This window comes from Brenneria sp. L4-2C, assembly GCF_040240335.1.
Lineage (GTDB): Bacteria > Pseudomonadota > Gammaproteobacteria > Enterobacterales > Enterobacteriaceae > Brenneria.
In genome coordinates, this window is sequence record NZ_JBEIAC010000009.1 from 84,178 (window position 1) to 104,735 (window position 20,558).

General features: G+C 60.6%; 17 protein-coding genes. 10 read left to right on the plus strand and 7 right to left on the minus strand.

All coding sequences use genetic code 11. The features are described 5' to 3' along the window. Nucleotides 1-133: 133 nt before the first annotated feature. Nucleotides 134-1,027 (minus strand): helix-turn-helix transcriptional regulator, encoded by an 894-nt coding sequence (locus ABRZ26_RS14460; protein ID WP_319604846.1) that lies wholly within the window; start codon nt 1,025-1,027, stop codon nt 134-136. Between the two features lie 234 nt (nt 1,028-1,261). Here ABRZ26_RS14460 and ABRZ26_RS14465 point away from each other — a divergent pair, with 234 nt between their 5' ends. The 7 genes from ABRZ26_RS14465 to ABRZ26_RS14495 all read left to right on the plus strand — a co-directional run bounded on the left by ABRZ26_RS14465 (nt 1,262) and on the right by ABRZ26_RS14495 (nt 11,134). Continuing rightward, nucleotides 1,262-3,061 carry an ABC transporter ATP-binding protein gene (locus ABRZ26_RS14465; protein WP_319604847.1) on the plus strand — a complete coding sequence of 600 codons (1,800 nt, stop codon included), beginning with the start codon at nt 1,262-1,264 and terminating at the stop codon, nt 3,059-3,061. Next, nucleotides 3,062-4,819 (plus strand): ABC transporter ATP-binding protein, encoded by a 1,758-nt coding sequence (locus ABRZ26_RS14470; protein ID WP_319604848.1) that lies wholly within the window; start codon nt 3,062-3,064, stop codon nt 4,817-4,819. Between the two features lie 170 nt (nt 4,820-4,989). Beyond that, nucleotides 4,990-6,357, plus strand: coding sequence for a pyridoxal-phosphate dependent enzyme (locus ABRZ26_RS14475; RefSeq protein ID WP_319604849.1), 1,368 nt, complete (start codon nt 4,990-4,992; stop codon nt 6,355-6,357). A gap of 44 nt (nt 6,358-6,401) precedes the next feature. Then, nucleotides 6,402-7,562, plus strand: coding sequence for a trans-sulfuration enzyme family protein (locus ABRZ26_RS14480; protein ID WP_319604850.1), 1,161 nt, complete (start codon nt 6,402-6,404; stop codon nt 7,560-7,562). Between the two features lie 164 nt (nt 7,563-7,726). After that, nucleotides 7,727-8,464, plus strand: coding sequence for a MerR family transcriptional regulator (locus tag ABRZ26_RS14485; RefSeq protein WP_319604851.1), 738 nt, complete (start codon nt 7,727-7,729; stop codon nt 8,462-8,464). Between the two features lie 133 nt (nt 8,465-8,597). Further along, nucleotides 8,598-10,109, plus strand: a complete 1,512-nt coding sequence (locus ABRZ26_RS14490; RefSeq protein WP_319604852.1) for an FGGY-family carbohydrate kinase — start codon at nt 8,598-8,600, stop codon at nt 10,107-10,109. Continuing rightward, nucleotides 10,106-11,134: a 2-hydroxyacid dehydrogenase gene (locus tag ABRZ26_RS14495; protein WP_319604853.1), complete on the plus strand. Its 1,029-nt coding sequence runs from the start codon at nt 10,106-10,108 to the stop codon at nt 11,132-11,134. The genes ABRZ26_RS14490 and ABRZ26_RS14495 overlap by 4 nt, the downstream gene beginning before the upstream one ends. A gap of 464 nt (nt 11,135-11,598) precedes the next feature. Here ABRZ26_RS14495 and ABRZ26_RS14500 read toward each other — a convergent pair whose 3' ends face one another. From ABRZ26_RS14500 to ABRZ26_RS14520, 5 genes are read right to left on the minus strand one after another with little or no spacing between them, the layout of a single operon-like run. Continuing rightward, complete coding sequence (locus tag ABRZ26_RS14500) at nt 11,599-12,540, minus strand: carbohydrate kinase family protein (protein WP_319604854.1); 942 nt, start codon at nt 12,538-12,540, stop codon at nt 11,599-11,601. A 40-nt stretch (nt 12,541-12,580) separates the two neighbouring features. Continuing rightward, entirely contained in the window at nt 12,581-13,567 is a 987-nt protein-coding gene (locus ABRZ26_RS14505) for an ABC transporter permease (protein ID WP_319604961.1), read from the minus strand. A gap of 11 nt (nt 13,568-13,578) precedes the next feature. Further along, nucleotides 13,579-14,571, minus strand: coding sequence for an ABC transporter permease (locus ABRZ26_RS14510; protein WP_319604855.1), 993 nt, complete (start codon nt 14,569-14,571; stop codon nt 13,579-13,581). Further along, a complete protein-coding gene (locus tag ABRZ26_RS14515) occupies nt 14,568-16,115 on the minus strand; it encodes a sugar ABC transporter ATP-binding protein (protein ID WP_319604856.1) in 1,548 nt (515 codons plus the stop codon). Before ABRZ26_RS14515 ends, ABRZ26_RS14510 begins: the two co-directional genes overlap by 4 nt. Before the next feature lie 2 nt (nt 16,116-16,117). Next, nucleotides 16,118-17,098, minus strand: a complete 981-nt coding sequence (locus ABRZ26_RS14520; RefSeq protein WP_413556260.1) for a sugar ABC transporter substrate-binding protein — start codon at nt 17,096-17,098, stop codon at nt 16,118-16,120. Nucleotides 17,099-17,351: 253 nt separating this feature from the next. Between ABRZ26_RS14520 and ABRZ26_RS14525 the strand changes: the two genes are divergently transcribed. Both ABRZ26_RS14525 and ABRZ26_RS14530 read left to right on the plus strand, forming a co-directional pair. Beyond that, complete coding sequence (locus ABRZ26_RS14525; protein ID WP_319604857.1) at nt 17,352-17,873, plus strand: 1,2-dihydroxy-3-keto-5-methylthiopentene dioxygenase; 522 nt, start codon at nt 17,352-17,354, stop codon at nt 17,871-17,873. 109 nt (nt 17,874-17,982) lie between these two features. Next, entirely contained in the window at nt 17,983-18,447 is a 465-nt protein-coding gene (locus tag ABRZ26_RS14530; protein ID WP_319604858.1) for a YehS family protein, read from the plus strand. A 28-nt stretch (nt 18,448-18,475) separates the two neighbouring features. On the opposite strand, the gene ABRZ26_RS14535 is transcribed toward ABRZ26_RS14530, so the two are convergent. Beyond that, nucleotides 18,476-19,414 carry a LysR family transcriptional regulator gene (locus ABRZ26_RS14535; protein WP_319604859.1) on the minus strand — a complete coding sequence of 313 codons (939 nt, stop codon included), beginning with the start codon at nt 19,412-19,414 and terminating at the stop codon, nt 18,476-18,478. A gap of 55 nt (nt 19,415-19,469) precedes the next feature. Between ABRZ26_RS14535 and ABRZ26_RS14540 the strand changes: the two genes are divergently transcribed. Beyond that, nucleotides 19,470-20,396, plus strand: coding sequence for a carbon-nitrogen hydrolase family protein (locus ABRZ26_RS14540; protein WP_319604860.1), 927 nt, complete (start codon nt 19,470-19,472; stop codon nt 20,394-20,396). The last annotated feature ends 162 nt before the right edge of the window (nt 20,397-20,558 follow it).

The window sequence follows — 20,558 nt, forward strand, 5'->3', positions numbered from 1 at the left end:
GCTTCCTCCCGAGTATTAATCCTGATTTACGTCATCAGGTAAAATACCAATAATGAAAAACCTTAGCCAAATAATGGCTATATCGCTAAGCGGCTAATCGCCGGGTTGATTTTTTCGCTGGATGCCGAATGCGTTACAGGCACCACCGCCTCGCGTCCTTCGGCAATACGCCGAATTGTTTGCGAAACGCGGCGCTGAAATGAGAGGGATTGCTGTAGCCCAGCAGCGCGGCGGTTTCCGTTACGCCATGGCGCGCCAACAGGTCTCGCGCATACTCCATGCGTTTACGCTGGAACAGCGCATAAGGGGTAACGCCGAACTGTTGCTTGAATCCGCGTTTAATCTTCTGTTGATTTAGCCCGCTCCGGCGCGCCAATTGTGCGATGGTCGGCGGTTTACTTAAATCCTTGAGCAGCAGTTCTCGCGCCAGTTGCAGCCGCCGCCGCTCACGGCCGCAGATTGTCTCGTCATGCGGCCTTACGGCGCGGACGGACATCAAATTCCAGGCCAGAAATTCCAGTGCGGCCGAATGCGCCAGCAGTACCGAAGGATGATCGCTCATCAGCAAACGACTGAGACGTTCGGCCGAATCGATAATGCGCTGACCGCAGGCGTGGCAAAGCAGACCGTCTTGCTCGCGATAATCGTCGTACCCGCCTGCATAATCATCGCCCGCCAGCGCCATGAGCAACGGCGGAGAGATCCTCAGTTCGATGTTTCTCCAGTCGGGACTGCACTGCACCCGGAACAGGCCATCGGGAATAAAGGTCGTCAGCGCCCGACCGCGCGCCAGTTCCAGACGCTGCTCGCGGCAGGCAATTCGCGTCTGACCGCTGAGCTGACAATTAAAATGAATCCGCGCGGTCTGTCCCGCGCCTTCCGTCACCGCCGACAGCGTCTGGGCGGTACGGGAGGTGACGAGGGACAACTCCATGCCGGGACGCAGTTCCAGCGTTTTTACCTTCATGCCTGGCGGACAGAGAAACCCCGAGGTGGTCGGTAACGCGCCTGACTTCATATCTTGCATACTGTTTCCTTTGCGTTGCACCGCATTTATAACCCCATTGTATAACCAGGCTTAACGCAAGACACGCCATTGCAAACAATTCTTGTTTTCAAATAAAAAGCAAGACCCGCGCCGGTCGCGCATAAATAAATCCTTATCGGGGGGGAAATCGTACCGAATCGGGTAGCTCGACGCCGGGGCCGCCGCCATCATGATCGTCATCCCATTTTTCACATGAAACCAAGGATGCGCGTTATGAAGCATCGAACGGGAAGCCGTCCGACCGATCTGACCCCCAGGGGATTTTTACACTTAATCACGCTTGCGCCCTACCCGCTCGGCGGCGCCATTATTACCGCCATTGCGTCGGCCGCGCTGAGCGTGGCGCCGTTCTGGATCATCTATCTCATCACGGTACAGCTTTTCTCCGCCCAGCCTGATATGAGCGCGGTCTGGCGACTGATCGGCTGGGCAGTGGCGGTGTTGGCGCTGCGCTGGGCCTGTATGGCGATCAGCCATATTCTGGCCCACATCGGCGCTTTTCATATTCAGTATCGATTAAAAATCGGCATGGCGAAACGGCTGGGGGAAGTACCGCTCGCCTTCTTCGCCCGGCGTGGAACCGGCAGCCTGCGCCGCGTGCTGAATGACGACGTCAATAGTCTTGAGGGCTTCTTCGCCCATATGTTGCCCGATGCGGCCGCCGCCGCGGCGATCCCCGTCGCGGCCTTAATCCTGTTGTTCGCCGCCGACTGGCCGCTGACGCTGGCCGCGCTGATACCGCTGCCGCTGGCGATGCTGGCTCAGTGGTGGATGATACGGCGCTCACGCGCGCAGATTCGGGAATGGAACGAACTGCAAAAGCGCATCGCCAATCAGGTCGGCGAATATATCCGCGGCGTACACGTCATCAAGAGTTTCGGGCTGACGTCGCGCTCGTTCGGCGATCTCGCCGACGCCATTCACCGCGCCGTCGACTGGGTTCAGACTTACGCCAAAAACAGCACCGGCGGTTGGGTGCTGTTTACCACGCTGCTATCCGTTAACCTGCTGGTCGTCGCCCCGCTCGGCGCCTGGATGCTGGCGCGCGGCGAACTGGATCGCCCGACGTTCGTCATGTTTCTGCTGGTGGCGCCGGCGGTCTTATCCCCGCTGCTGCGCCTGACCTTTGCAATGGGCGAACAGATGCAGCGCATGGCGGCGCTGGAACGCATCAACGACATTCTCGCCGTTCCCCCCTTGCCGAATCAGGCCGGCGCGCCCGTCCCCGACGGCGCGCTCGATATCCAATTTACCGATCTCTGTCAGCGGTACGACGCGCAACTGGCGTTGAACGGCGTCAGTTTTCAGGCCAGGGCCGGTCAATTGACCGCGCTGGTCGGCGCCAGCGGTTCAGGCAAAAGCACGCTGGTTAAATTGGCGGCGCGTCTTTACGAATTTGAATCCGGCAGTCTGACCATCGGCGGCGTGGACATTCGCCAATGGCCGCTGGATGCCCTGCTGGCTCGTCTGGGGATTGTCTTTCAGGAGGTCTTTCTGCTGCACGGCACCGTACGCGACAACCTGGCATTGGCTCGCCCGGACGCCAGCGATGCGGAGATCGAGGCCGCGGCGCGGGCCGCTCAGGCGCATGATTTCATCTGCGCGCTGCCGCAGGGTTACGCAACCATGCTGGGCGAACGCGGCGCCAGCTTGTCCGGCGGCGAGCGCCAGCGCTTGTCCATCGCCCGCGCGTTGCTTAAAGACGCGCCCATCCTGTTGCTTGACGAGGTCACGGCCAGTATCGACGCGGAAAACGAAAAGCTGATACAGCAGGCGCTGAGCCGCCTCTGCGCGGGAAGAACGGTATTAATGATCGCCCACCGTCTTGGCACCATTATGCATGCCGACAATATCGTGGTGCTGGAAAAAGGCCGGGTGGCGGGACAGGGAACCCATGACGCGCTGCTGGCAACCTGCCCGGCCTACCAGCGGCTGTGGCACGATTATATCCAGGCTGAATCCTGGTCGCTCGGTAAACCGGCAGACAAGACTTGCGCCGGGGAGGAAAAATAAATGATTCGTGAATTGGTACAGTCCGGCTTTCGCTTATCCGGCGTCCGCGACCCGCGATTAGTGCGCGGCCTGATGTGGTGCGTGGCGGAAGGATTTTTTTCCGCGCTCTTCTACATGGCGCTCTATGGTCTGCTGCGCGAGGTTTTCGCCGGCGTCAACACCCCGGCGCAATCGATCGAATATGGTCTGGCGATGCTTGCCAGCGTGGCGTTGCGCATCGTCGCCGGCTATTACGGCATGCCGCTGATCTTCAGCGGCGCTTACGCCATGATGGGCGAAGCGCGGCTGCGTGTCGCCGACCATCTGGGGCGACTGCCGATGGGCTGGTTCAACCGGCAACGCGGCGGCGATCTGTCCGCGCGTCTGACGTCGGACCTTGAATTGATCGAGCACCTCTGGTCGCATTTTTTAGGCGTGTTCGTGTCCGGTCTGGCGATGCCGATATTTCTCATGCTGTTCCTGCTGTGGGTAGACTGGCATCTGGCGCTATTAACCTGCGCCGGCATTCCGCTGGCGCTGCTGATGCTGAGCTGGAGTCAACGCATGGCGGCGCGTCCCGGCGACCAGATGATCGCCTCCGGCATGGCCGCGCAGTCCGCGCTGCTGGAATACGTACAAGGCATTGCGGTCATCCGCAGCTTCGGGCGCTTTGGTCAGGCCTGGCGACGTCTGGCGTCAATTCTGACCGAACACCATGACGCCGCGCTGGCCGTGGAGTCCAAACCCGCGCCCTGGCTGGCCGGTTACGGATTTATGCTGGAAATGGGCTATATCAGTCTGGTGCTGGCCGGCGTCTGGTGGCTGGGCGACCATACCCTGTCCCCGGACGTACTGATCCTGTTCCTGATACTGGCGCTGCCGGTATACCGCCAGCTATTCGACGTTGGTTTGTCTACGCTGATGCTGCGCTTCGCCCGTCGATCGCTGATGCGCATTGAATCCCTGCTGGCGGAAAAAGCGCTGCCGGAACCCGCTTCGCCATTGCCTCCGCAGGGAGAGGAGATCATTTTCGAACATGTCGACTTCGCCTATGACGATCGCAACGATTCGTCGCAGACGCTTAACGATATCTCCTGCGCGATCCCCGCCAACCGCTTTACCGCTATCGTCGGCCCCAGCGGCGCCGGTAAAAGCACGCTGGCGCATCTGATCGCCCGTTTATGGGACGTGCGCGCCGGCCGGATCCGTCTCGGCGGCGTCGATCTGCGCGATATCGGCACCGACCAGCTTCATCAACATGTGGCGATGGTCTTCCAGGATGTGCTGCTGTTCTCTGGTTCGGTTCTGGACAATCTGCGCATCGGCAGACCGGACGCCAGCCGGGAAGAAGCGATTGAGGCGGCGCAACGCGCACAGGCGCACCGCTTCATTGAGGCATTGCCGCAGGGATACGACACGTTATTGGACGAAGGCGGCGGCTCGCTATCCGGCGGGGAGCGCCAGCGGATTTCCATCGCCAGGGCGCTGCTGAAAAATGCGCCGATACTGTTGCTGGATGAAGCCACCGCCAGCGTCGACCCTTCCGCGGAAGCCGAGATTCAGCAGGCGATGACCGAGCTGGCGCAGGGGCGCACCGTCGTCGCGATCGCCCATCGGCTAAAAAACATTCGCCATGCCGACCTGATCCTGGTGCTGGATAACGGGCGGTTGGTGGAACAGGGAAACCATCAGGAACTGATTGCGCGGGCGGGGTTGTATTCACGCCTGTGGGAACGGCAGCAGGAGGCGCAGGGCTGGAAATTGCAGGTATCGGCATAGCCATCAGGCGGAAGCATATACGTCTAAACTGCTGAGCAGCCACACATCCATACGGCCAAACAGGATTTTATATTACACATATGCATATCTATTGGTGATTTATTTCGTTCGTCCTGATTTATCGCGGATCTAATATGGCGGCACGCGGTTTATTTCTGGACGGACAACACATGGCAATCTCTACTTCAGTACTTGATTTCATTGGCCGCACGCCGTTACTTGAACTGACGAATTTCGACACCGGGCCGTGCCGGCTGTTTGTCAAACTGGAAAATCAGAACCCCGGCGGTTCGATTAAAGACCGGGTCGCCTTGTCGATGATTGAGCATGCGGAACAGCAAGGCTGGCTGAAACCGGGCGGCACCATCATTGAGGCCACGGCGGGCAATACCGGTCTGGGGCTGGCGCTGGTGGCGGCGCTGAAAGGCTACCGTCTGGTGCTGGTGGTGCCGGACAAAATGAGTCGGGAAAAGATCTTCCATCTGCGGGCGCTGGGAACGGAGGTGCTGTTGACGCGCTCCGACGTCGCCAAAGGGCATCCCGCCTATTATCAGGATTATGCCCGCCGGCTGGCGACCGAGATACCCGGCGCATATTACATCGATCAGTTCAATAACCCGGCCAACCCGGCCGCGCACTACCGCACCACCGGCCCGGAACTCTGGCGGCAGTTGGAACAGCAAGTCGATGCGGTGGTGGTGGGCGTGGGCTCCGGCGGCACGCTGGGCGGTCTCAGCCGCTACTTTGCAGAGGTATCGCCGGACACCGAATTCGTCCTGGCCGACCCGGAAGGCTCCATCCTTACCGATTACCTGAAATACGGCACGCTGGGGGAAGCGGGAAGCTGGCGGGTGGAAGGCATCGGCGAAGACTTTATCCCCGAGCTGGCCGATTTCAGCCAGGTCACGCAGGCCTATGCCATCAGCGACGCCGAGTCCTTAACGACCGCGCGCGAGCTGTTGCGAAAAGAAGGCGTGCTGGCGGGATCGTCCAGCGGCACGCTGCTGGCCGCCGCGCTGCGCTATTGCCGCGCGCAGACCGAACCCAGGCGCGTGGTCACCCTGATCTGCGACAGCGGCAATAAATACCTCTCCAAGATGTTCAACGACTACTGGATGATCGAGCAGGGCTTGATTCAGCGCCCGCCGCACGGCGATCTGCGCGATCTGATCACCTACCGGCACGATGAAGGCGCCACGGTGTCGGTTTCCCCCGACGACACGCTGGCGCTGGTGCATGCCCGCATGCGTCTGTATGACATTTCCCAGTTGCCGGTGCTGGAGAACGATCGCGTGGTGGGCATTATTGATGAATGGGATCTGCTCAACAGCCTGAAAAAAGACGCGCAGCATTTCTCGCTCACCGCCCGCGACGCCATGTCCGGCGAGGTTAATACGCTGGATAAGTCCGCATCGCATGATGAACTGCTCGCGACCTTTGATCGAGGACACGTCGCCATCGTTCTCGACGGCGAACGCTTTCTGGGCCTGATAACCCGTACCGATGTGCTGAACCATTGGCGACTGGCGCTACGCTGAATGTGCGTTTGGCCCCGCTCGCTTTCTGATACAAGGAATATGTTATGAGTCGTTTTGATACCCGAACCGTCCACGCCGGCTACACGCCCGACAGCACTGGCGCGGTAATGCCCGCGATTTACGCCACCTCGACCTTTGCGCAACCCGCGCCGGGAGAACATACCGGCTACGAGTATTCGCGCAGCGGCAATCCGACCCGCAGCGCGCTGGAAGCCGCCATCGCGGAACTGGAGGGCGGAAGCCGGGGATTCGCTTTCGCCTCCGGCCTGGCCGCCAGCGCGACCATTCTCGAACTGCTCGATCACGACAGCCACGTGGTGGCGGTGGACGATCTTTACGGCGGCACCTGGCGGCTGTTGGAAAACGTACGCAAGCGCAGCGCCGGGCTACAGGTGACCTATGTCGATCCGGCCGATCTTCAGGCGCTGGAACAGGCCATCACCCCGAAGACCCGTATGATTTGGGTGGAAACGCCCACCAATCCGCTGCTGAAGCTGGCGGATCTGGCGGCGATAGCCGCCATCGCCCGTCGCCATGATCTGATCAGCGTGGCGGACAACACCTTCGCCTCGCCGGCCCTGCAACGGCCGCTGGAGCTGGGATTCGATATCGTGGTGCATTCCGCCACCAAATATCTGAACGGCCACTCGGATGTGATCGCCGGGCTCGCCGTGGTGGGCGACAACAGCGATCTGGCCACGCGGCTCGGCTATCTGCAAAACGCGGTGGGCGGCATCCTCGATCCGTTCAGCAGCTTCCTGACCATCCGCGGCATTCGCACGCTGTCGCTGCGTATTGCGCGCCACAGTGAAAACGCCCTGCTGCTCGCCCGCTGGTTGGAACAACAGCCGCAGGTGGAGCAGGTCTATTATCCGGGACTGCCCAGCCACCCGCAGCATGAGCTGGCGCAGCGCCAGATGTCCGCCGCGGGCGGCATGATCTCGGTGCGTTTGCAGGGCGACGAAGGCTATGCCCGCGCGGTTATCCAGCGAACCCGGCTTTTCACGCTGGCGGAAAGTCTGGGCGGCGTCGAAAGCCTGATCAGTCAGCCCTTTGCCATGACCCACGCCTCCGTGCCGCTGGAAAAACGGCTGCTGAAAGGCATCACGCCGCAGTTGCTGCGCCTGTCCGTCGGCATTGAAAACCCGCAGGATCTGATAGAGGATCTGCGCCAGGCGCTCAATACGCAGGAAAATAACCTCTGATCGATGCGCTGTTTTCCGCCGGCCTATCGCCATTCTGAAGCCGCGCCACCGCACGCGCCCGACGCCGGGCGCGTCAAGGTTGTACAAGATAAAACATTTGTATAACTTTGCGCCCGGCGTTACCTTCTGACTATCCCTACATAACAATGGCTTCGTAAGCATTTATGGCAGTCTATACCATCGGCGAATTCGTTGAACAATGCGGCATCACGCCGGCTACGCTGCGCGCCTGGCAGCGCCGTTACGGTTTGTTGCAGCCGCAGCGCACGCCGGGAGGCCACCGGCTCTATAATGATGAAGACCTCAAGCAGGTGCAGCGCATCCTGGTCTGGCTGAAAAAAGGCGTCTCGATCGGTCAGGTCAAACCGCTGCTGGCCGACGGCGCGCACGGCTATGCGCCGGAAGATAACTGGCGCCGCTTGCAGGATAAAATGCTGGCGCATTTGCAACAGGGCCAGGTGTCCGCGCTGCGCCATCTTCTTTATGAAACGGGGCGCGAATATCCGCGCGCCGCGCTGGTGGATAACGTATTGCGCCCGCTGCGGATGCGGCTGAGCAGTAACCATGCCGCGGTACGCACGCTGCGCGCCGTGCTCGATGGTCAGATCGTCGGATACAGCGCGTTTTGTCTGGCAAGCAACCGCCGCCGTCGCGGACAGGAGGCCTTTCTGGCCGGCTGGCATTTACGCGATCACACGGAAGTATGGCTGGAAGCGCTGAAACGCTCTACCGCCGCGTTCCATTTCGACGTGCTGGGCGCCGCGCTTGACGACATCACGCCGGAAGTACAGCCGGACAAGCTCTGGGTGCTGGTTACCGCAGGCCCGCTGACCCAGGCGCTCCAACATCAGCTCGACGCATGGCTGACCAGCGGATTGCAGGTGGTGGTGGTCGCCCCCTGAGCGTCGCGAAAACCGCGTTCCCCGCCCACGGGTTATTTCTCCCCTGATGATTTGCTTTGCCGATATCGGCATATAGCGCCGTCGGATTTTCCATTACCCTGATTTCGCCCGCAATACAGAAGGTGAATGACGGATGGATTACTACATAGGCATTGATATCGGCACCTCGAAAGTGAAGTCGGTGCTGTTCGATTCCGCGTTCAATGAACATCAGATCGCCTCAGCCGCCAACGCCACCGAGACGCCTTTGCCGGGTTATGCGGAACAGGATATGGCCGGCTTATGGCAAGGCGTGCTGGCGACTCTGACCACGCTGGCGCGCTCCCCCCTGCTGCGGCATGGACGACTGAAGGCCATCGGGCTGGCGGGACAGGGGGAAGGCGTCTGGCTGAGCGACCGTCAGGGAGAACCGGTGCGTCGCGCCATCCTGTGGAGCGATACCCGCACGGCGCAACGCGTCGCGCAGTTGAAACAGGATCCGGCGCTTGAGGCCGCGTTTTTCGCCGCCACCGGCTCCCCGCTGTTGCCTTGCAACAGCAGCCTGATCCTGCATTGGCTGGCGCGGCATCAGCCCCAGTTGCTGAGCGCGGCCGACTACTTCTTTTTCGCCAAAGACTGGGTGCGTTTTCGCCTGACCGGCAGGGCCAACCTTGAATTAACCGATGCCGGCACCTCGCTGCTAGATCTGCGCAGCGAAACCTTGTCGGATACCGTCTTGGATACGCTGGAGCTGGGCGCGTTCCGTCCTCTGTTTCCGCCGCTGCTGCAACCGCAGGCGATCGCCGGCGCGCTGAGCGACGACATCGCCGCCCTCACCGGCCTGCCGGTTAACACCCCGATCGGCGCAGGCGCGCTGGACGTCTCCGCCGCGGCGCTGGGCATCGGCGCGGTGCGCGACGGGGATATTTTCACCATTCTCGGCACCACCTGCTGTACCGGGATTGTCTGTCGCGGACTGGCGCGCGTCAGCGCCAAAACGCGCTTTGTCGCTCATGCCTGGCCGGGACATTACCTTAACCTGTTCGCCATGCAGTCCGGCACGCCGAATATTGACTGGGCGCTGGCGCATCTGGCGGATACCGCCGACTTCGAGGAGCTTGGCGAGCGAATCAGCCGCATTGCGCCGGGCAGCGACGGCGTGTTTTATCAGCCTTATCTGAACGGCGAACGCGCGCCGTTTTACAGTCAGTCGGCGCGAGCGGGATTTTTCGGCATCGGTCAGCACACCACCAATGCGCACCTGTTGCGGGCGGTATTCGAAGGGCTGGCCTATGCTATCAAGGACTCGCTGACCGATTACCCTGACGGCGGCGATCTCTATATCGCCGGCGGCGGCGCGGCCTCGCCCTACTGGCTGCAAATCATCGCCGACTGCACCGGACGCAAGGTGATCGCCAGCCCGGCGAAAGAGCTCAGCGCTCGCGGCGCGGCGATGCTGGCCGCGCTGGCCGTCGGCGAAAAAATCGTACCGTCCGATCTGGCGGGCAACCAGGGTCGGCAGACGTTTGCGCCCAATCCGCGCGCGCATCGCCATTACCAGACGCTGTTTCCGGTCTTTCGCCAGTTGCGCGACCAGTTGCAACCCCTGTGGCAGGCCCGCGAACAGGCGCTGAACCAGCTTGCAGAAGGCACATTTCCATCATGAAAATCATTTTTACCGCCGAATATGCCGGCGACCTCGATCGGTTTCGTCGTTTGGGCGAGTTGGTTTTAGACGGTTGGGCCGTCGGCAAGCCCAAACTCAGCGCCGCGGCGCTGATTGCGCTGGCGCGGGACGCGGAGATCCTCATCACCAGCTATGACGATATCACCGCCGAGGTGATTGCCGCCTGCCCGCGTCTGCGGCTGATTGCCTGTACCCGCGCCAACCCGGTGAATATCGACGTCGCCGCCGCCCGCGATCGCGCCATTCCGGTGATCTACACGCCGGGGCGCAACGCCGACGCCGCCGCGGAACTGACGCTGGCGCTGATGCTCAACGTCGCGCGCCATATTCCGCAGGCGCACGCGGCGTTAAAACGCGGCGAGTTCACCCGCGACGATCGGCAAAACAGCGCTACGCAGGCCGGTCTGCGGCAGGATGTGGTTTGGGACGTCACCAAAGAGAGCCCTTACGAGGTGTTTAAGGGCAGCGAGCTGCGCAACAAGGCGCTGGGGATCGTCGGCTACGGCAGCATCGGCAAACGAGTGGGCCGGCTGGCGCGGGCGTTCGGCATGCAATTGCTGATCGCCGATCCCTATGTCGCGGCGGAAGAAATAGACGAGCCCGGCGTGCGCAAAACCACGCTGGAGACGCTGTTCGCCGAATCTGATTTCGTCAGTCTGCACCTGAACAGCACCCCGCAGACCAGAGACCTGGTTAACGCCGCACTGCTCAACCGCATGCAGCCGCACGCCTACCTGATCAACACTTCGCGCGCGGCGGTAATACGGGAAGCGGATCTGATCGCCGCCTTGCGCGAGCGGCGGCTGGCCGGCGCCGCGCTGGACGTCTACGACAGCGAACCGCTGTGGCGGCATCATCCGTTCGTCACCGAATTCGACAACGTGGTGATCACCCCGCACATCGCCGGCGCCACGCGGGAAACCCTGAGCAAACACACCGCCATGATCGCCGCCGAGCTGGAGCGCTTTGTCAGCGGCGAACCGCTGTTGTATGCGTGGAAGTAGGTTGAGTGTTGACCCCCTCCTTGCCTCCCCCTTGATAGCTGTCTCTTAGTCACATATTTACCGATAACGGTATATGTAGGCTCAGTGTTATTTCGTGCGCGAGAAGGCCGTCATTTCTATGCTATGTCGCAGCACGCGCCCGACGCAGGGTGGTTCAAGCGCCACCACCCTACGAACCCGGGCTTGTGGCTAAATTATGCCGCTGCGCGGTGCCTTCGTCGGTATCAGGCTTAACGGACCGCTTGCGACACGTTCCCGACGTGGCGCAAGCTTTCGCCGCATCCATGCGGCTCATCCTAAGCCTGCTATCTCCTCAGCATAATTTTTTACGCCGCGTAACAACCAACCCCGTCAGCGCTCCCGCATTTGTGTATAAGAAAGAGCTGCTTGCGCAGGGGGATAGTCAACTCCCTCCCCTGCGAAGGGGAGGGTTGAGGTGGGGTAATCCCATAAACAGCGACAGGTCACAACGTCTTCGTTTGCGCCATAAATCGCTGGGTATGCTCCCAGTCGACGACGCCGGCGTCGGAACCCAGCCCGGTCGCCACCAGCGCCGAGACCGCCGAGCCGAGGCGGCAGGCGCGCTCAAGATCCCAGCCGCGCGCCAGCCCGGCGATAAACCCGCCGCAGTAACTGTCGCCGCAGCCGGTGGTGTCGGCCACCGCCACCTGATAAGCCGGAATATGCAAAGAGAAGTCCTGACCAAAGACGTAAGACCCCTCGGCGCCGGATTTGAAAATACAGACGCCGACGCCGCGCTCAAGAAAAAACGCCGCGCTGTCGGCCAGATTATCCCTGCCCGACAAAAAGGTCGCTTCCTGACGCGACGGCATAAAATAGTCGACATAGGGCAACAGCGGCGTCAATAGCGACAGCGTCGCGCTATCCGGCGCAATCAAATCCAGACTGGTGGTGACCCCGCGCGCTTTGGCATGGCGCAGCAGTCGGGCGCTCTGCCCCTGATCCATCCTCGCCAGCAGGCCGGTGCCGCCATGATGCAAAAAGCGCGTATCGCACACCGCGTCGAAATCCTGTTCCTCGATAAACAACCGATCGGACGCGCCGCGGTAATGCAACGCCGAACGCTCGCCGTCCGGGCGGATCGCCAGAATGGTGGCCGAGGTCTCCGCCTCGCGGGTACGCTGCACCAGCGAACAATCGATCCCCAGCCGCTGGTAGACGCCAAGAATAAAATCGCCCTTTTCATCTTCCCCCAGACAGGCGGCGGTAGCGGTGCGGATCCCCAACTTGGCGGCGTTCATCGCCGCGCCGCTGGCGGTGCCGGCCGGGTTCAGGCGGATCTGTTCGATGAAGCGCACATCGCCGCCGGCAGGCAGCTCGCTGACCGAACGACCGGCGACGTCCAGAATGGTTAATCCGACAAAAACCGCATCAAACTGACTCACATTGACTCCTTGATACCCATATAGATTCTGCCGACGCCGCTCACAGGCGCTGACGCAGACGCCCTTGCAGGAACGACAGCGCCAGCGCGACGACCAGAATAATGCCGGTCAGGGCGTCTTTTAGCATGAAATTTAATCCCATCAGATTCAGACCGTTGGCGATCATGCCGAGGAACAGGACGCCGATCAGCGTACCCGGCACGTTCGGCCGCCCATGCGCGTGAAACGCCGTACCGATAAATACCGCCGCAATGGCGTCCATCAGATAGGCCTGTCCCGCCAGCGGGGTGAACTGCCGCAGATTGGCGGATAAAATAACGCCGCCGACGGCGCAGGTTACGGAGGCGGCAATCAACAGCCAGAACAGCGACCGACGCACATTAACGCCGGCGATCAGCGCCGCCGGGGTGTTCAGCCCAATCGCGTGCAGGCGCTTACCGACGACGGCGCGCTCAAACAACAGGTAGTAAATGATTAATAGCGCCAGCACGATAAGGATCGGCTGCGGGATCCCCCACAGATCGCCGACCGCCAGTTGGTGATACTCCGGCGCCATGCGGCGATAGGCTATCGGGCCGCCGCCGTCGGTATAAATACGCTCGATGCTGCTGCCGATAAACCAGGTGCCCAGCGTGGCCAGAAAAGGTTTTATCCGGCAATAAATAATCAGCAATGCGTTCAGCAGACCGACCAGCGCGCCGCCGATTAGCGCCGCCAGCACCGCCGCCGGCCACGGCAGTTGATAAACCTTGAGCGCGATCAGCGCGAAGGCGGCGCCGAAATCCAGCGCCACCCCGACCGACAAATCAATCCCGCCGGCGGCGACCACCAACGTCATCGCCAGCGCCACGATCAGCAGCACCGCGCTGCCCTGCACCAGATTGGCCCAGTTGCCGAACGTCAGAAACAGCGGATTGCTCAGCGCAAAGAACAGCAAAAACGCCAGCAGAATCAGCAGAAAACCGTAGCGGACAAACAGCGTCAGCAGCGGATTGCCTTGCCGGAATAGGGCCGGGAAAGAAGGCATCACGTTCAGCTTCACGATCCGTTCCTCCGTTGCTGCAACGAGCCCGCGCCGAGCACCAGCAAAATCAACACACCCTTGATGGCGCCTACCCAGAAGATATCCACCCGCAACAGCGCCAGACCGTTTGATAACGCATTCACCAGCAGCGCCCCCAACAACGCGCCCCAGATAGTGACCACCCGGCGGCGGGAAAACGACGCGCCGATAAAGGTCGCCAGCACCATTTCCAGCAGCAGCGGCTCCGCCGTGCCGGGCGAACTGCCGGAGCCTTGCGCCAGCAGGGTTAACGAGGCCAGCGCCGCCGCCAATGCCGCCAGCAGATAGGAGCCGGTCACCAGCCCGCGGACGGACAGACCGGACATCTGCGCCGTTTCCGGATTGCCGCCGACCACCTGTAAATGTTGACCCCAGCGGCTATGGTGGACAATAAATTGAAACAGGATAAACACCAGCAGCATGAACCATACCGCCAGCGGCAAACCCAGCAGACTGTTATCGCGAAACGCCACGATAGCAGGATCAATGACGCTGATACGGCGTTGCCGGGTCAGCAGATTGGTCAGGCCGGTAAGCGCCACGGAACACGCCAGCGTCGCCAATAGCGGCGGCAGACGCACCAGCACCACCAGCAGCGCATTCAGCCCGCCCGCCAGCAGCGTAGCCGACACCGCCAGCAGCGTCAGCCATAGATAGCCGTCGCCGCCGTTGGTCAGCCCGTGGCTGACGATCGCCACCGCCAGCACCGCAATGGCCGGCAGCGACAGATCGATGCCGCCCGCCACCACATCATCGCCGCCGCCGGCGATCACGCACACCAGCCCGAAGCACAGGATCGCCAGCGGCGCCGTCTGACGCAAAATAATGGCGATGTTCTGCCAGGAGAGAAAGTACGGCGCCTGTACGCACAGGAACAGCAACACTGCGGCAAATAACAGCAGCGGGATTTTATCGAGCAGCGCCGACGGACGGGCGTCGGCCGACGGCAAACCGGCATCGCGTATCATATCGCTTCCTTTTCCCGGCCGCCGCTGGTCAGCGCCAGCAGCGTATCCAGCGAGAGTTGCTCGGTACCGACATCGGCGATCAGTTCGCCGCGCCACATCACCAGAATACGGTCGCACAGCCCCAGCAGTTCGCCGGCGTCGCTGGAAGAAACCATCACGCTGCGCCCCTGCTCCGCCAGTCGGCGGGTGAGCTGGTAGATTTCCGCTTTGGCGCCGATATCCACGCCCAGCGTCGGCTCATCAAGGATAAACAGCGAGGCGTCCGTGCTCAGCCAGCGGGCCAGAATCACTTTCTGCTGATTGCCGCCGCTCAGATAACGCACCGGCCGCTCCACCTCGCGCGGCCGGATATCCAGCTTATCGGCCAGTTGCCGCGCCCGCAGTTTCGCCTTTGCGCGCCGCAGCCAGCCGTGACGCGCCACCGCGGGCAGCGACGAGAGATTGATATTATCCGCCACCGACCAGGGCAAAATCAGCCCCAGGTGGCGGCGATCGCGCGGAACCAGCGCCATCCCCAGCGCGATGGCCTGTACCGGGGAGCGAATACGGCGCGCCACGCCGTTAATCAACAGGCGTCCGCCGCGCGCCGGCGTTAATCCATACAGCGCATCAATCACCGCCTCGCGCCCCGATCCGAGCAGCCCCGCGATGCCGACGATTTCACCATGCGCCACCGAAAAATTGACGGGCCGAAAATAGCGCCCGTCGGTAAGGCGATCCGCCTGCAAAAAGGGACGTCCGTCGGCAACGGCGCGTTGCGGCGGCGCGAACAGAGTGTTGATGTCGCGCCCCACCATCAGATGGATCATTCCGTCGATATTTTGCGCCGCCTGCGCCTCCAGCGTCGCGACCTTGCGACCGTTGCGCAATACCGTGACACGGTCGCAAATATCAGCTATCTCATTGAGATAATGGGAAATATAGATAATAGCGATGCCGCGCTGCTTCAACGCCAGAATAGTCTGTAGCAATTGACCGGCTTCCCGCGCCTCCAGCGGCGCCGTCGGTTCGTCAAACACCACCAGCCTGGCGTCGCCGTCGATCAGCGCCCGCGCAATCTGCACCAGCTTGCGTTCAGCCAGACTTAAATCGCGAATTAACCGGTCGGCATCCATCGGCAGATTCAGCGTCTGCCGAAAGAAACGCTCGGCCTCACGGCGCATCGCCCGTCGGTCCAGCCCCAGCCAGCGATGACGGCGCTCCTGACCGATAAACACCGATTCCGCGACGGTGAAATGCGGGATCAGATGTAATTCCTGATGAATCACCCGTACGCCGTGAGCATGCACGACGGCGGGCGTCACAGGATGCACCGGCTGACCGTCGAACAGGATGGAACCGCTATCCGGGGCATACACTCCGGCCAGGATCTTGATCAGGGTGGATTTTCCGGCGCCGTTTTCGCCAATCAGGCCGTGGATCTCGCCCGGCGCGGCATGCAGCGAAACATCCTCCAACGCAGCAACGCCGGCGAAGCGCTTGTTAATCCGCGTCATCACCAGCCCCGCGGAGGCCGGCTCCGACGCGCCTGCATTCGCCGTCATGATTACTTCAGTTCGCCGTAGCCGAGTTGCTTATAGGCCGCTTTCGCCTCGGCTTCGCCTTTCACCGGCAAGACCGGCACAAAGGTTTGCGGCAACAGCGTTTCGCCGGCAAAGTAATGCGCCACGTTCTTCGCCGACAGCGAGCCAATCAAATGCGGCTGCTGCGCGACGTTGGCGACGAACGGACTGCCCTGCTCCGCCATGATTTCCAGCGTTTCCGGGCCGGCGTCGATCGCCGTCACCTTCACGTCCTTGTCGCGTCCGGTCTCTTCCAGCGCCTGCACCACGCCGATGGCCGGCTGATCCCAGCAGGCGACGTGAATCGCATCCAGCGTGCCTTTCGGATGCTGGCTCAGCAGCTCAAGGGTTTTCTTACGCGCATCTTCCGGCGAATTGGAGTATTGCTCCGCCAGCTCCGGCTGAATAATTTTGATGCCGGGATAGTCCTGCAACACGTATTTCCACAGATCGTAACGAATGCCGCAAATGCGCAGCGAGTTGGAGAACGCATTGAACACCGCGACATTGCCCTTGCCGCCCAGCACATCCGCCGTGTAGCGGCCGATGGTCGAACCGATGGCGTAATTGTCGGAGGTGGTGTTGTTGATGGAGTACGGCGAAACGTGATCGACGGTAAAGACCGGGATGCCCGCGTCGCGCAGCGCCTTGAACTTGGGCTCTACCGCGCTGTCCCCCAGAATGCTGATGACCGCATCCACCTTGCGCGCCAGCAAAATATCGTGGTTATTGGCATGCACCTGATTGTCGCGTCCGCCGTCCACGCCCACCACGCTGCCGCCCAGTTTTTCTATCTCCGCCGTGGCTCCTTTATAAGCCTCGCGATCCCAAAAATGCTGTGTTCCCACCACAGCCACGCCGATGGTTTTTCCCTTGAGCGAAAGCGCCTCATCCGCTGCCTGCGCGCTGCCGGCCAGACCAAGCAGTAACGCCAGCGATCCCAAACGACGAAAATGAACGATCATGGTTTTCATCCTGATTTTTATACAGTTAATAGCGGTAAATGATGCTAACAGTAGAAAAATTTAAATCTAAATAACAAAAGTGATAATCGCTATTAACTAATCGGGATTGGTGTTAACGAGTGGTTGAAAATATTAACATATTCGTTTTTTTTCTTGGAAAATGCTGGAATAAGATATAAATAAAGCGTCTTGTTTTTTACCCCTATAAAGATGATGGTTAACGGATTCTTGCTAACGGCCTGAGGTAACAACCATGACCACACTCTCTATTTTTCAGCGTCCGCAAACAGCCCAACCGGTTCAACAGTTGACCCGCTTCGACGAGATCGCCGCGCTGCTTGCCGGCGCCGGCATTCAACTGGAGCGCTGGCCGACCGACGGCATCAGCCATGACGCCGACAGCGAAGCGCTGCTGGCGCATTTCCGCGCGGATATCGAACGACTCAAACAACAGGAAGGCTATACCTCGTCGGATGTGATCAGCCTGACGCCGGACCACCCGCAACGTCAGGAACTCCGGGAGAAATTTCTGCATGAGCACACCCACAGCGAAGATGAAGTGCGCTTTTTCGTCCACGGCAGCGGCACCTTTTTTGTGCCGATTAACGACCGCGTTTTCCGCCTGACCTGCGAAGCCGGCGATCTGCTGCGCGTGCCGGCCAATACGCCGCACTGGTTCGACAGCGGCGAATACCCGGATTTTGTCGCTATCCGCATCTTTACCAACCCGGCGGGCTGGGTCGGTCATTTCACCGGCAGAGAGACCTTCCACTGACCGACGCGGCAATGCCCGCCGCCGCCGAGGTATCCTTTACTGCGTTTACGGCCGGATCGCTTTATACTACCCGGCCATAATGATCATCAGCGGCGGGAATCATCCGGTAATGATAAATAACGATGTATTACGTAGCGTGCGCTACATGCTAAATCTGAATAACGAACAATTGATTGAAATTCTGGCGCTGATGGACGTCAGCGTCACGCCGCAGCAAATGGCCGCGTTCGTCAAAAAAGAAGAGGAAGAGGGCTGCCAGCTCTGCCCGGATGTGCTGATGGGCGCGTTTCTCGATGGGCTGATTATCCACAGGCGTGGCAGAGACGACAGCCGCCCGGCCCCCAAAATCGAACGCCGGATCACCAATAACATCATCCTGAAAAAACTGCGCGTGGCGTTCGCGCTGAAAACCACCGATATTCAGGAGATTCTTCAGTCGCAGGATTTCCGCCTGTCGCAGCCGGAACTGACCGCCATGCTGCGCGCGCCGGAACATAAAAACTACCGCGCCTGCGGCGATCAGGTGCTGCGTTATTTCCTGAAAGGATTGGCGGTGCGTCTGCGCAAAGGCTGATTGCCGACGGCCGTAGCCTTACATCCGGCTACGGTTGCCTGAAACATTCCTCTATCGCGCCCTTAACCTTGATTTCAATTTTGTCGAATGAACCGGCGGCGCGCCAGCCCACCTCGATGGGATAACGGCTCAAACCGACCGGACACGGCAACAGGCGTAATCCGCCGTTGCCGGCAATGGCCAGCGCGGCATGCGCCGGGATAGTGGCTATCGCCGGCGATCCTTTCAGCAGATACGGCAGCGCGGCGAAATGGGTAGTGGCGGCCGTGACATGACGCTTCAAACCGGCAGCCGCCAGCGCCTCATCCACAATGCCGATAAAACCGCCGGATGAGATCAGGATGTGATCGCTCGCCACAAAGCGTTCCAGGTCCATGCGCTCATCGGCCGGATGAAATGCAGGATCGACCAGACAGGCATACTCCCCTTCCCCCACCCACGCGTGGCTCAACGCGCGGCTGGAAAAGCCGCCGGACGTAATCGCAATATCGATTTGGCGCTCCATCAGCGCGCTCGACACAATCTGGCTATGCGTCTGACGAAAAATCAGCCGCAGTTTTGGCGCCCGTTCAGCCATAATGGCGATCAGCCGGGAGCCGATGGCGATTTCAAAGTCGTCGGAAAGCCCGATAATCAGCGAGCGCCCTTCATAGCTTTCGGCCTGCGGGGAGACCATCGACAGGCTTTGGCGAAACCGGTTTAACGCCTCCGTCACGACGGGTTTTAGCTGACTGGCCAGCGGCGTCGGCGCCAGCCCGTGGCCGGTACGCTGAAACAATTGCTCGCCATACAGCTCGCGCAGACGGGCAAGCGAGGCGCTGACCGCCGACTGGGTGACATGCAGACGGATGGCGGCCCGGCTGGCGCTGCCTTCTTCATACAGCGCTTCAAACACTTTTAACAGGTTCAGGTCGGCCCTGACGATATTCATATCATTCATATCGATTAGCAACCATTCGCTCTTCATTGGTAACAGCGCATTCTATATCATCAGGTCTCCGTCCCTTCAGAGGTTTTTTGCCATGACCCAATCCATCGTCGCCGCGCTGCAAATCGGCGCTTTGCCCAGCGGTAAAGCCGATACGCTGAAACTCATTCTTTCCTATGAAAAAGCCATCGCCGCCAGCGGCGCAAAACTGGTGGTGCTGCCGGAAGCCGTGCTCGGCGGTTATCCCAAGGGCGAGATATTCGGTACGCATCTCGGGTATCGGTTACCGGAAGGACGGGAAGCGTTCGCGCGCTATTTCGACAACGCCATCGAAGCGCCCGGCGAGGAAACCGAGGCGCTGGCCGGTTTATCCGCCCGCACCGGCGCGGCGCTGGTGGTCGGCGTCATCGAACGGTCCGGCAGTTCGTTATATTGTTCATCGCTGTTTTTCGAACCGACGCTGGGACTGGCGGCGAAACACCGCAAACTCATGCCGACCGGCACCGAACGCCTGATCTGGGGTCAGGGCGACGGCTCCACGCTGCCGGTGGTTGAGACGGAGGCCGGACGCATCGGATCGGCGATCTGCTGGGAAAACCATATGCCGCTGCTGCGCACCGCCATGTATGCCAAAGGCGTGGAGATCTGGTGCGCGCCGACGGTCGACGAACGCGATATGTGGCTGTGCTCCATGCGTCATATCGCGCATGAAGGACGGTGTTTCGTGGTCAGCGCCTGTCAGGTGCAACCCTCGCCGAAAGAACTGGGGATCAGCGTCGCGGGTTGGGATGAAAACCGGCCGTTGATTCAGGGCGGCAGCGTGATCGTCGGCCCGCTGGGCGATATTCTGGCCGGCCCGTTCAAAAACGAGAGCGGTCTGATCAGCGCGGAAATCGATACGCGTGAGCTTAAACGCGCCCGTTACGATTTCGATGTGGTCGGTCACTATGCCCGCCCCGATGTGTTTGAGTTAAGCGTGGACGAACGCGCCAGGCCGGGCGTGAAATTTATTCGCGACTAATCGTCTGATAATAAGCCGGGCGACGCGGCGCCCGGCCCCGCCTATTCATGCGGCGGATAAACGTGACCCGTAACGCATTCAGAAAATACGTCGCAGGCTAGACTCGGATGATTCAATGATTCGTTTTACTCCATGATTCAATTGAAGAGAGGGAACTACTAT